The following is a 13,097-nucleotide window of genomic DNA, read 5'->3' on the forward strand; positions in this document are numbered from 1 at the left end:
GAAAAGGTATGAGCATCAAAGCTGAAGAAATTAGTACATTAATTAAACAGCAAATCGAAAGTTTCGATTCTGATATTGAAGTAAGCGATGTTGGAACGGTTATTGAAATCGGTGACGGTATCGCACGTGCTTACGGTCTTGATAATGTAATGGCTGGTGAGCTTGTTGAGTTTTCAAATGGTGTCATGGGTATGGCACAAAACTTAGAAGAATCAAACGTTGGTATCGTAATTCTTGGACCATATACGGAAATTAAAGAAGGTGACGAAGTTCGTCGTACCGGCCGTATTATGCAAGTACCTGTTGGAGAGGAATTATTAGGACGTGTAGTAAACCCACTTGGGCAACCGATTGATGGACGTGGACCGATTGAAACTTCCAAAACTCGTCCAATTGAATCAGCAGCACCTGGTGTAATGGCACGTAAATCCGTACATGAACCTTTACAAACAGGAATTAAAGCAATTGACGCACTCGTACCAGTTGGCCGTGGTCAACGTGAATTAATCATTGGTGACCGTCAAACAGGTAAAACAACAGTTGCAATTGATACAATCTTGAACCAAAAAGACCAAGATATGATTTGCATCTATGTTGCAATCGGTCAAAAGGAATCAACAGTACGTGGTACAGTTGAGACATTCCGTCGTTACGGTGCATTAGACTATACAATCGTTGTATCAGCTGGCGCATCTGACCCAGCACCATTATTATACTTAGCACCATATTCAGGTGTAACAATGGGTGAGGAGTTTATGTACAACGGTAAGCACGTGCTTGTTGTGTATGATGATTTATCAAAACAAGCTGCAGCATATCGTGAACTCTCCTTATTATTACGTCGTCCTCCAGGTCGTGAAGCATATCCTGGTGACGTATTCTACTTGCACTCACGTTTACTTGAAAGAGCGGCAAAATTAAGTGATGCCCTAGGTGGTGGATCACTTACAGCATTACCATTCGTTGAAACACAAGCAGGTGATATTTCTGCATATATTCCAACGAACGTAATTTCAATTACAGATGGTCAAATTTTCTTACAATCTGATCTATTCTTCTCTGGTGTGCGTCCAGCAATCAACGCAGGTCTTTCTGTATCTCGTGTTGGTGGATCTGCACAAATTAAAGCGATGAAAAAGGTTGCCGGTACATTACGTCTTGACCTTGCAGCATATCGTGAGCTAGAAGCATTTGCACAGTTCGGTTCAGACCTTGATAAAGCAACACAAGCGCGCTTAAACCGAGGAGAAAGAACAGTAGAAGTATTAAAGCAAGGTCTGCATAAACCATTAGCTGTTGAAAAACAAGTAATGATTATTTATGCATTGACGAAAGGTTTCTTAGATGATATTCCTACAGTGGATATTACTCGTTTTGAAGCAGAAATGAACACATGGCTTGATTCAAACCGTGCGGAATTGCTTGCATCAATTCGTGAGACAGGTAACCTACCTGAAGAAAAAGATATGAACGAAGCAATTGAAGCATTTAAGAAAACTTTCTTGCCATCTGAAACAAAATAATTAAAAATAACGATTGATATAGAAACAAAAAGAAAGTTTCACTTGTGATGGGCGTTGGTTCTGTTCCATCCCATCACGTGTAAACCTTCTACTTCTGTAAGGAAGGATGGTGAAATGGCTTGGCATCGTTAAGAGATATTAAACAACGAATTGATTCCACTGAAAGCACAAAGCACATTACAAAGGCGATGGAAATGGTATCAGCCTCGAAAATGGCTCGTGCCGAAGAAAACGCCCGTGCTTTTGTTCCATACAGTGAAAAAATTCAAGAAGTTGTTGCTCATATAGCACAAAACACAGATGCAGAACATCCAATGCTGCAAACAAGAGAAGTAAAGAAAACAGGTTACATCGTGGTTACCGCTGACCGTGGTTTAGCAGGGGCCTATAATAGTAGTGTACTACGTAAGTTACAGATGACTATTCAAGAACGTCATCAATCATCTGACGAATACACGATTATTGTCATTGGTCGGATGGGTTATGATTTTTGTAGAACACGAAATTTACCGATTGCTAAAAGTATATTAGGCGTGGCAGATCAACCTAGCTTTGCAGATATTAAAAAGCTTGCTTCTGAAACAGTCCAAATGTACAGTGATGGTGAAATTGATGAGTTGGTCATTTTCTACAACCATTATGTGAGTGCTATATCACAAGTTGTCACAAGTAAAACGGTATTACCTATTACAAATGTAGAAAAAACTAGTGGTTCTTCTAGCCAATATGAGTATGAACCAAATGAAGAGGAAATTTTAAAAACACTTTTACCACAGTATGCCGAGAGTCTTATTTATGGTGCGTTACTGGATGGAAAAGCGAGTGAACATGCTGCACGAATGACCGCAATGCGTAGTGCAACAGATAACGCTGACGAACTCATTGGAGATTTGACATTATCATACAACCGTGCACGCCAAGCAGGCATTACACAGGAAATTACAGAAATTGTTGGCGGTGCAGCAGCTTTAGAATAAAACTAAAAAAGTTTCATTGGATTTATTGTAGTTAGGAGGGAAATTGATGAGTAAAGGACAAGTTACACAAGTTATGGGACCTGTTGTCGACGTAAAATTTGCTGATGACACACTCCCTGAAATTTATAATGCATTAACTGTCCAATTGGGTACCAATGAAGACGGCACACCAAACGAATTAACATTGGAAGTTGCCCTTCATCTTGGTGACCATGCAGTAAGAACAATTGCAATGGCATCGACTGATGGTGTACAGCGCGGCATGGCTGTAACGGACTTAGGTGGACCAATTTCAGTTCCTGTAGGTGATGTAACGTTAGGACGTGTATTTAACGTACTAGGTGAAAATATTGATTTAGATGAGCCTCTTGCTGCAAATACAAGAAAAGATCCTATTCATCGTGAATCACCGAAATTTGAGGATTTATCAACAGAAACAGAAATTTTAGAAACTGGAATTAAAGTAGTTGACCTACTTGCACCTTATATTAAAGGTGGTAAAATCGGACTATTTGGTGGAGCCGGTGTAGGTAAAACAGTTTTAATCCAGGAGCTTATTAACAACATCGCCCAAGAACACGGTGGTATCTCTGTATTTGCCGGTGTTGGAGAGCGTACACGTGAAGGTAATGACCTTTACTTTGAAATGAAAGATTCTGGCGTTATTGAAAAAACAGCAATGGTATTCGGTCAAATGAACGAACCACCTGGTGCGCGTATGCGTGTAGCTCTAACTGGTTTGACAATGGCTGAATATTTCCGTGATGAAAAAGGTGCAGACGTACTATTATTCATCGATAATATTTTCCGCTTTACACAAGCAGGTTCAGAGGTTTCGGCTTTACTTGGTCGTATGCCATCTGCGGTTGGTTACCAGCCTACACTTGCAACGGAAATGGGTCAATTACAAGAACGTATTACATCTACAAATAAAGGTTCTGTTACATCTATCCAAGCAATTTATGTTCCGGCGGATGACTATACAGACCCAGCACCAGCAACAACATTTGCTCACTTAGATGCTACGACAAACTTAGATCGTAAATTATCTGAGCAAGGGATTTATCCTGCGGTAGACCCACTTGCGTCAACATCACGTGCGTTAGACCCAGAAATTGTTGGGGATGAACACTATGAAGTAGCACGCGAAGTGCAACGTACATTACAACGTTACCGTGAGTTACAAGATATTATTGCAATTTTAGGTATGGATGAACTTTCTGATGAAGATAAAATGACGGTTGCTCGTGCGCGCCGTATCCAATTCTTCTTATCACAAAACTTCCACGTTGCCGAACAATTTACTGGTCAACCTGGATCTTATGTACCTGTACAAGAAACAGTAAAAGGATTTAAGGAAATCTTAGCAGGTAAATATGACGATTTACCAGAGGATGCATTCCGCTTAGTAGGTCGTATTGAAGAAGTTGTTGAAAAAGCAAAAGGTATGGAATAAATTTACGAAGGCAGAAGGAAGTTTAATGGAGCGATAAACAAGCCGTCTTCCTGTTTGTCTGAGGAGGGGTTACATTGAAAACACTAACTGTGAGTGTTGTTACTCCTGATGGTCCAGTAATGGAAGATACGTATGATATGGTAGTTTGTCGGGCTGAAAATGGTGAGTTAGGGATTTTACCAGAACATATTCCACTTGTCGCACCACTTGATATCGGCGATGTCCGTCTAAAACGTGGCAACGATACGGACCATCTTGCAGTTAATGGTGGTTTTTTAGAAGTGCGACCAGATAAGGTAACCATTCTTGCCCAGTCCGCTGAAAAGCCTTCGGACATTGATGTTACACGTGCGGAACATGCAAAAGAACGTGCGGAACAGCGTCTACAGTCACATCAAGATCATATTGACTTCCAACGGGCAGAATTAGCACTCAAACGAGCAATGAACAGATTAAATGTATCTAAATTTTAAGGGAAGATCCCATTTAAACAAAGCTCTCATATCATAAGATGTGGGAGTTTTTGTTTTGGGTTATTTCCGGTAAATCACTAAAATTTGTAGAAAAAGCGCGGATATGCTTAAGTTTTATACATTTGTGGAATAATAAGTATATGCCTAGTATAGATAATGGCACTTTTCCACATTATTTTATAAATTTTAAAATAATTCCCCTTCAATTGTGAAATAAAGTCGATATTACCCGGGAAATACAAATTATGATATAAAAATGTCGAAATCATACAGGTTTGAAAAAATGATTAAATTAGTATGAAAGAACCATATTGATTTAATGCAAATCATAGCGGCAACATATATTTAGGGTAGCGAATGAATACCGAAATACAATTGCACACTTAAAATGATTAGTCAGGAAATAAAAGCTATAAAATAATGGGTTGGAGGTGAAGGAATGTTTACGATTGGACAACAAGCAATTATTAGTATGCTTTCCCATTTAATTTTTATATATGTAACATGGCAGGCAATGCAGATGATAAATTTTGAACCAATCATTCGTAAAGGGAAAGTGGTGGAAGCACGAATATTTTTCCTTTTCATTGCCATCGTGATAGGAGCAGGAGTAAGTCGATTCTTTTTGGAGTTTTTACAATGGTCACGGGATCTATTATATTTATTTTAATTTCTACTAATCTATTAAAAACGAAGTATGAAATGATTCCCTCTTGCTCATACTGTTGATGAGACAATAAGGGGGAATAAATGTGAAACGGCTATTGTTAATGATTGTGATATTGGCATTTATGGGGAAACAAGTATATGCACATTATAGCTACAATGATGAACTAATGGATATAGCATCCTTCGTGGAAGATATAGATTTAGGAATTGCAGAATGGCAGGTTACGATGAAAGAACAGTTTTCACAACAAAAAGCAGATGCGTTATTAGAACAATTGCATGATGAATTTCATGTTACGAGTGAGACAGATGAACAGCGGACACAATATTCCGTTGCTTATGAACTTGAAAATGGTAAAATGGAAATTGGATTACATCTTATCTATCCTAAAAATAAAGCGTATAAAGCTGAGTTAATTGGGGTAATAAAAGGTACTAATTGGCATAAAAAGATTGAAGAAGTGTACGTACAACAAGCGCAGGACATGTATACTACATATTTCACGAAGTCTTCGCGAAGATTTGCTTGTCTGACGACACAAGATAATGCTATAATTGGTAATGATTATTTTTTTGAAAAGTTAATAGAAAAACTGGATATTGTTCAAATGAAAACACAAACAGACTCCATAAAAGATGGATTGGTTAAAAAAAACATCTATGGGTATACGCCTTTATGGGGACAATTAATAATGACATCAAATGAAAAAGTAAATGTACAAATTGTTGCAAAAGAAAACGACTCAGGTGAAGTAAATTTTGTGATTGGAACACCTATCCTAATAAATGAATACTAATATAGTGAAACTGGTTCTGAAGGAGACTTGAAATATGGAAAAGATCATCGTAAGAGGTGGACAACAGCTTCATGGCACCGTAAAAGTGGAAGGTGCAAAAAATGCAGTTCTCCCTGTCTTAGCTGCAAGTATTATCGCTAGCGAGGGAACAAGTGTAATCCGTGGCGTTCCTGTTTTAGCAGATGTTTATACAATTAACGAAGTATTACGCAATATGAATGTAGATGTAAATTTCATAAATAATACAGTTACCATTGATGCTTCAAGGCAATTAACGACAGAAGCACCTTTTGAGTATGTGCGAAAAATGCGCGCTTCCGTACTTGTACTTGGCCCGTTATTAGCACGTTTTGGTCATGCAAAAGTAGCGATGCCAGGTGGATGTGCAATTGGTACACGCCCAATTGATTTACATCTTAAGGGATTTGAAGCAATGGGTGCTGAAGTGCATGTTGGAAATGGCTTTGTTGAAGCAAGCGTAAAGGGACGTCTAAAAGGGGCAAAGGTTTATTTAGATATGCCTAGTGTTGGTGCAACCGAAAATATTATGATGGCTGCTGCATTGGCAGAAGGTAGAACCATTATTGAAAACTGTGCCAAAGAGCCTGAAATTGTGGACTTAGCTAACTACTTAAACAAAATGGGAGCTAAAATCGTCGGAGCAGGTACAGAAACAATTAAAATTGATGGTGTAGAAAAACTATATGGTGTGGAATATACCGTAATCCCTGACCGAGTAGAAGCAGGTACATTTATGGTCGCAGCGGCAATTTCGGGTGGAAATGTATTAATTGAAAATGCAGTTAGTGAACATCTTCGTCCTGTTATTTCGAAACTTGAAGAAATGGATGTTCAAATTACGGAAGAAAAAGATGGTCTTCGTGTAATTGGACCAAAGAAATTAAAGGCAACAGATATTAAAACTTTGCCTCATCCAGGATTCCCAACGGATATGCAATCACAGATGATGGCACTTATGCTTTGTGCAGAAGGTACGAGTGTAATTACAGAAACAGTCTTCGAAAACAGATTCATGCATGTGGAAGAGTTTCGCAGAATGAATGCCAAAATGAAAATAGAAGGCCGTAGTGTAATCATTGAAGGCCCTTCTGATCTTCAAGGTGCAGAAGTAGCTGCAACAGATTTAAGAGCAGCCGCTGCCTTAATCTTGGCTGGTTTACGTGCGGAAAATTATACACGTGTTACTGAATTAAAACATCTTGATCGTGGCTATGTAAACTTTGCCGAAAAGCTAGCTTCTCTTGGAGCAGATATTGTCCGTGTAGATGATTCTGTTGTACCGGAAGAAACTACTGTTAAAAAAGGACCTTATCGTACGAAAACATTCATCGCAAAATTAACTTAAGCTCATAATCATATACTGTAACGATTGAGAAACAGATGGACTGATAATCAAATCCATCTGTTTTTTATTTTGCAATAAATGAACTTCTATGTGCTTGGAAGGAGCGTTTTGCTATAAAATGATGACGGAAAGAATACCCCACGAAAATGCTATTCACCTACCCACCTATTATTTTGGTGAAAAGTCCCCATGTAACACGATGTATATTTCGTTATATTACAATTTATGCAAATAACCTCTCGGAAGCAATCATTCGTATATTTCCGATATTAATGATGGCGGTGCATTGCATTTCCAACTAGGAATTGTCGAGTGCTATAAATGTAATTTTGTAAAATGTCTTTATTTTTCTGACTATATGTGCTAAAATTTAAAGAAAATTAGTAATTAATATACAAAAGGTGATTTTATATGAAACTATACTTATCGGTCGATATGGAAGGAATAACTGGTTTACCTGACTACACTTTTGTCTATTCCTCAGAACATAATTATGACCGCGCAAGGCGAATCATGACGAATGAAGTAAATGCGGTCGTCGAAGCAGCTTTTCAACAAGGATGTACCGAAATATTAATTAATGATAGTCATTCAAAAATGAATAACTTACTTATTGATGAGCTTCATCCCGATGCTCTTTTAATTTCAGGTGATGTGAAACCGCTTTCTATGGTACAAGGGCTTGATCATACATATGATGGTGCAATGTTTATCGGATATCATGCAAGGGCTGGGAAGTTTGGTGTGATGTCACATTCTATGGTTCATGCAGTTAGAAATTTTTATATCAATGATGAGCCATTAGGTGAGATGGGCTTTAATGCATATGTTGCCGGACATTATGGTGTTCCACTATTACTCGTCTCCGGTGATGACCAAGCAGCAAAAGAGGCGGAAAATCTCGTACCTCATGTCACAACAGCCATAGTCAAAGAAACAATATCGCGTTCATCTGTTAAAAGCTTAACGCCAAAAAAGGCTGAAGCATTGTTGCAAACAAAAGTAATGCAAGCATTAAAAAGTAAAAATGAAGTAAAGCCAATCATTCCACCAAAAGCACCAACATTACGCATTGAGTTTAACAATTACGGGCAAGCAGAATGGGCAAACTTAATGCCCGGAACGAAGATTGAGCCAGGTACAACGATTGTTTCTTTTGAAGCAAAAGATATTCTTGAAGCGTATCGAGCAATGCTCGTCATGACAGAATTAGCCATGGATACGAAGTTTTCCTAGAAAACCATAATAAAAATAGTTAGATTCACATATTCGGTTTTACACTTCATTTTTTAGAAAAGGTTGAAGAGGATGCATAACGTATTTCAGAAAATAGATAAACTGACAGAACAAGTCGGAGGAGTTTGGGGCATTACGATAAAACATATCCAAACCGGTGAAACTTGGGAAAAGAATAGTAAAATACGCTTTCCGGCAGCGAGTGTCATAAAGGTTCCGATTATGGTTGCTCTGTTTGCTGCATGGCAAAAAGGACAATTACAGCTATGCGAGCAAATTGTTTTAAGGAAAGAAGATCAAGTAGGTGGAAGTGGTGTTTTACAACATATGACACCTGGAACTTCGCTTACGATTTACGATTACATCACACTGATGATGATTCAAAGTGATAATACAGCAACAAATATTTTAATTGATGTAGTCGGCGTAGCGGCAATCCAACAATTGATGAAAGAAATGGGGTTAAATGATAGCTCATTCTATAATAAGTTAATGACGATTCCAGTTGAACGTGAAGGGAATAATGAAATTACCGCTGCTGACATGATGAACATGCTTGATTTAATCGTGAATGGGAAAGTCATATCTTATGATGCCTGTGAACGAATGCTAGCAATCATGAAAAAACAGCAAATTACCGATTGTTTACCTGCACGCTTACCTGTACAGTCTGACGCAATTATTGGAGAAAGACCGCACTGGGAATTTGCCCATAAGACAGGAAGCATCACGAACGTGTTACATGATGTTGGTATTTTATACATGGAGTCGCATACGATACTGCTGACAGTGCTGTCGAAAGATATTGATCAACGTAAAAGCAAACGAGTGATGGCCGAGATAGGAAGCATGATTTATGATGCTTATACTAACCGCAATTAGATATGCAACATAGCCTTGAAAATCACATACCTTTCGTATTGCATATGCAACTGATACAAAACGTGACGAAGTGAGAACTTACTTTATATGAGGCGCACAAACATTGCTACAGAAAATACTGCGCTAATGTTTGGTATACCAACTACACGCCACAGCCAATTTTGTGCCATATCACAACAGTTGACCCAAACTGTTCAGTAGTGAAAACTTGCCTCACTAATATCGCTCCGGAAAAACACGGCGCCTTCCGCGGGCGGCTGATGAGCCTCGGGCCAACAGGACGTCGCTTTCTTAGCCTTCCAGCCCTATGACGCACTGTGGGGTCTCACCTAGGCTGAGCGAAGAACACGACGTTCTAGTGTCGGCATTGGTTACAGGACGTAACCGATCTTAGCCGACCACCCGTAGGACAAGGAACACTTCGGCAGCATGAAATCGTACGAGGAAAAGACGTTTTATCTTTTTCGAGTCTCCGTGTTTTTCCTCCGCTGGTGTAGGTATCTTTCATTACGAATTGATTGTCTATTATTTATATTAGATGACCTAGACTAGCGTAGACAGAATACGTAGACTCCCGCGGAAAGCGAAGTGTATTTTCGGAGCGAGTTATATGCTCCTCTACTAAAAAGATAGTTACGAGACAGTTTGGTTCTATCTTGTAAATACACCAATCATCAAAAAAACAGCTACGGGCAAAACAGTATCGATTTTTAATGAAACACCATCATAAGATTAAATAACAGAATTTTACGAACAAAAATCTTTAAGTATGAATGGACGAACATACTTGAAGTCCCAGCATAGGAGTGAATAGCTTGCTAAAATACATTCTAAAGCGCTTTCTCATTATGATTGTTACATTATGGATAATTGTCACCTTAACATTTGTGCTCATGGTTTCCATACCAGGATCACCGTTCAATAGTGAATCAACCTCAAATGAAATCATTCAGAAGAACTTAGAACGCCATTATAACTTAGATAAACCGTATCACATTCAGTATCTCATTTATTTAAAATCCATTGTGACATTTGACTTTGGCCCATCAATTAGTCAACCGAACCAAACAGTGAATTCCTTACTAAGCAGAGGATTTCCCATATCATTTGAACTTGGAATGGTGACGATTATCGTAGCGGTTTTATCTGGAATTACGCTAGGCGTTATCGCAGCACTACGACATAACGGAATTATCGATTATATGGCAATGGGTTATGCAGTGTTAGGTATATCCATACCAAACTTTATTTTAGCGACATTACTTATTAAAAAAGTAGCGGTTGATTGGGACTTCCTGCCAGTTGCGACATGGTCGAGTCCGGCACATATGGTGTTACCAGTTGTTGCCTTGGCAACGGGACCGATGGCCATTATCGCACGTTTAACCCGTTCCACGATGATTGAGGTATTGACACAAGATTATATTAAAATGGCACGTGCAAAGGGCCTTTCACCGTGGAAAATCGTGTTTAAACATGCACTACGAAATGCGCTCATGCCAGTAGTAACCATTATGGGTACATTATTAGCTGGTATTTTAACTGGAACATTCGTTATTGAACAGATTTTTGCCATTCCTGGTATGGGGAAATACTTTGTGGAAAGTATTAATCACCGTGATTATCCCGTTATTATGGGGACAACTGTATTTTATAGTGCCTTTCTTATCGTCATGTTATTTTTAGTCGATATCGCCTATGGCATTTTAGACCCAAGAATTAAAATACATAAGGAAGAAGGGGAATAAAATGAAACTTGGAAAACAAGACGAACGTACCTATTCTCCTGCTGCAGTGCCAGATGAATGGTTTAGATGGCAAGATACAGCAAAAGGAGATGCAGAAGCTGTTTCTCGCCCATCTCTATCTTATTGGAAAGATGCGTGGCGACGATTAAAAGGAAATAAATTGGCGATGTCTGGTTTCGTATTCCTGATTCTCCTGTCTGTGATGGCAATTGTTGGACCAATTTTATCGCCATTTGAAGTAAATAAAACAAATTTACCAAATCAATTTCAAGCTCCATCGCAAACACATTGGTTTGGTACCGATGCATTAGGAAGAGATGTTTTTACCCGTACATGGTATGGTGCAAGAATCTCACTTTTTGTCGGATTAATGGCTGCCTTGATTGATTTTACAATCGGTATCATTTATGGCGGAATTGCCGGATATAAGGGTGGGCGTGCTGACAATGTGATGATGCGTATTATCGAAATCTTATATGGATTACCATATTTACTCGTCGTTATATTACTACTCGTTGTTTTAGGGCCTAGTTTATCGACTATCATTATCGCTTTAACTATTACTGGTTGGGTAGGGATGGCACGAATTGTACGTGGGCAAGTACTTCAAATAAAAAACTATGAATTTGTGCTTGCATCACGATCTTTTGGTACGAAAGCATCGAGAATCATTCGAAAAAACTTACTACCAAATACGATGGGGCCAATTATTGTGCAGGCGACTTTAACCGTACCGTCTGCTATATTTGCCGAAGCATTTTTAAGTTTTATTGGACTTGGGATCCAAGCTCCATATGCAAGTTGGGGAGTCATGGCGAACGATGCATTAGGTGCGATTCAATCTGGTAATTGGTGGACATTGTTTTTCCCAGCATTTTTTATTTCATTTACGATGTTTGCTTTTAACGTATTAGGTGATGGGTTACAAGATGCACTTGATCCACGTCTTAGAAAGTAGGTGTACAAAGTGGAAAAAATACTTGAAGTCAAAAATCTACACGTAAACTTTTCAACATATGGTGGGACAGTTCAGGCTGTTCGTGGTGTGGATTTCCATTTGCATAAAGGGGAGACACTCGCAATCGTTGGTGAATCTGGGTGTGGGAAAAGTGTAACTTCAAATGCAATTATGCGGCTTATCCCGAGTCCACCCGGAAAAATAGTGCAAGGCAATGTAATGTTTAAGGGAAAGGACTTAACAAAAGTATCCGAAAAGGAAATGCGGGCGATACGAGGTTTAGATATTTCAATGATTTTCCAAGATCCGATGACTGCTTTAAATCCAACCTTAACAATTGGCACTCAACTCATGGAAGGGTTGAAACAACATCAAAATGTGACTGGGAAAGAAGCACAAGAAAAGGCAATAGAAATGATGCATTTAGTTGGCATACCAAATCCAGAGGAAAGACTAAAACAATATCCTCACCAATTTAGTGGTGGTATGCGCCAACGCATTGTTATCGCGATTGCACTTATTTGTGAACCAGAATTACTTATCGCAGATGAGCCTACAACTGCGCTTGATGTGACGATTCAAGCACAAATATTAGAGTTATTTGAGAAAATCCAACGTGTCACAGGTGTCTCGATCATTTTAATTACGCATGATCTTGGTGTCGTTGCAAAAATTGCCGATCGAATTGCAGTGATGTATGCGGGAAAAATTATCGAAACAGGTACGAAGCGAGAAATATTTTATCATGCCGAGCATCCGTACACGAAAGGTTTGTTAAATTCCGTACCACGATTAGATGTACAAGAAGCATTACAACCGATTGATGGAACACCACCAGATTTATTCTCACCTCCAAAGGGATGTCCGTTTACAGCAAGATGTCCTTTTGCAATGGAGGTGTGCAATAAAGTTTACCCGTTTCAGTCTGAACGCAGCACATCACATATTGTGCATTGCTGGTTACAGGATGAGCGGGCAAAACAGCTTTTGGCGAATACCGCCACAAAATAAA

Annotated in this window: 12 protein-coding genes; all 12 read left to right on the forward strand. The window is 38.9% G+C overall.

Annotated features, from left to right (window positions below; genetic code table 11):
• Positions 1-8 precede the first annotated feature (8 nt).
• Complete coding sequence (gene atpA, locus ACFFIS_RS13095) at positions 9-1,523, forward strand: F0F1 ATP synthase subunit alpha (protein WP_320380284.1); 1,515 nt, start codon at positions 9-11, stop codon at positions 1,521-1,523.
• Positions 1,524-1,642: 119 nt separating this feature from the next.
• The gene (gene atpG / locus ACFFIS_RS13100) at positions 1,643-2,500 is read left to right on the forward strand and encodes an ATP synthase F1 subunit gamma (RefSeq protein ID WP_320380283.1); all 858 of its coding nucleotides are present in this window, start codon (positions 1,643-1,645) and stop codon (positions 2,498-2,500) included.
• Positions 2,501-2,546: 46 nt separating this feature from the next.
• On the forward strand, positions 2,547-3,956 hold the full coding sequence (gene atpD, locus ACFFIS_RS13105) for a F0F1 ATP synthase subunit beta (protein WP_320380281.1): 1,410 nt from the start codon (positions 2,547-2,549) through the stop codon (positions 3,954-3,956).
• Positions 3,957-4,030: 74 nt separating this feature from the next.
• Positions 4,031-4,429, forward strand: a complete 399-nt coding sequence (locus tag ACFFIS_RS13110; RefSeq protein WP_320380280.1) for a F0F1 ATP synthase subunit epsilon — start codon at positions 4,031-4,033, stop codon at positions 4,427-4,429.
• A 439-nt stretch (positions 4,430-4,868) separates the two neighbouring features.
• Positions 4,869-5,099, forward strand: a complete 231-nt coding sequence (locus tag ACFFIS_RS13115) for a DUF1146 family protein (RefSeq protein WP_390187939.1) — start codon at positions 4,869-4,871, stop codon at positions 5,097-5,099.
• Between the two features lie 82 nt (positions 5,100-5,181).
• Positions 5,182-5,895, forward strand: a complete 714-nt coding sequence (locus tag ACFFIS_RS13120) for a YwmB family TATA-box binding protein (protein ID WP_320380278.1) — start codon at positions 5,182-5,184, stop codon at positions 5,893-5,895.
• 34 nt (positions 5,896-5,929) lie between these two features.
• Positions 5,930-7,261 carry a UDP-N-acetylglucosamine 1-carboxyvinyltransferase gene (murA, locus tag ACFFIS_RS13125; RefSeq protein WP_390187940.1) on the forward strand — a complete coding sequence of 444 codons (1,332 nt, stop codon included), beginning with the start codon at positions 5,930-5,932 and terminating at the stop codon, positions 7,259-7,261.
• 411 nt (positions 7,262-7,672) lie between these two features.
• On the forward strand, positions 7,673-8,497 hold the full coding sequence (dppA, locus tag ACFFIS_RS13130; protein ID WP_320380276.1) for a D-aminopeptidase DppA: 825 nt from the start codon (positions 7,673-7,675) through the stop codon (positions 8,495-8,497).
• Between the two features lie 72 nt (positions 8,498-8,569).
• On the forward strand, positions 8,570-9,379 hold the full coding sequence (locus tag ACFFIS_RS13135; protein ID WP_320380275.1) for a serine hydrolase: 810 nt from the start codon (positions 8,570-8,572) through the stop codon (positions 9,377-9,379).
• 815 nt (positions 9,380-10,194) lie between these two features.
• Positions 10,195-11,127 (forward strand): ABC transporter permease, encoded by a 933-nt coding sequence (locus ACFFIS_RS13140; RefSeq protein WP_390187941.1) that lies wholly within the window; start codon positions 10,195-10,197, stop codon positions 11,125-11,127.
• A gap of 1 nt (position 11,128) precedes the next feature.
• Positions 11,129-12,085, forward strand: a complete 957-nt coding sequence (locus tag ACFFIS_RS13145) for an ABC transporter permease (protein ID WP_320380274.1) — start codon at positions 11,129-11,131, stop codon at positions 12,083-12,085.
• Positions 12,086-12,094: 9 nt separating this feature from the next.
• Complete coding sequence (locus tag ACFFIS_RS13150) at positions 12,095-13,096, forward strand: ABC transporter ATP-binding protein (RefSeq protein ID WP_390187942.1); 1,002 nt, start codon at positions 12,095-12,097, stop codon at positions 13,094-13,096.
• Position 13,097: the final 1 nt, after the last annotated feature.

It is taken from the genome of Paracerasibacillus soli (assembly GCF_042432965.1).
Taxonomy (GTDB): domain Bacteria; phylum Bacillota; class Bacilli; order Bacillales; family Amphibacillaceae; genus Paracerasibacillus; species Paracerasibacillus soli.

Coding starts and splice junctions, on each gene's coding strand:
- ACFFIS_RS13135 (WP_320380275.1), top strand. CDS start 8,570: ATGCATAACGTATTTCAGAAAATAGATAAACTGACAGAACAAGTCGGA.
- dppA (WP_320380276.1), top strand. CDS start 7,673: ATGAAACTATACTTATCGGTCGATATGGAAGGAATAACTGGTTTACCT.
- atpD (WP_320380281.1), top strand. CDS start 2,547: ATGAGTAAAGGACAAGTTACACAAGTTATGGGACCTGTTGTCGACGTA.
- ACFFIS_RS13115 (WP_390187939.1), top strand. CDS start 4,869: ATGTTTACGATTGGACAACAAGCAATTATTAGTATGCTTTCCCATTTA.
- ACFFIS_RS13145 (WP_320380274.1), top strand. CDS start 11,129: ATGAAACTTGGAAAACAAGACGAACGTACCTATTCTCCTGCTGCAGTG.
- murA (WP_390187940.1), top strand. CDS start 5,930: ATGGAAAAGATCATCGTAAGAGGTGGACAACAGCTTCATGGCACCGTA.
- atpA (WP_320380284.1), top strand. CDS start 9: ATGAGCATCAAAGCTGAAGAAATTAGTACATTAATTAAACAGCAAATC.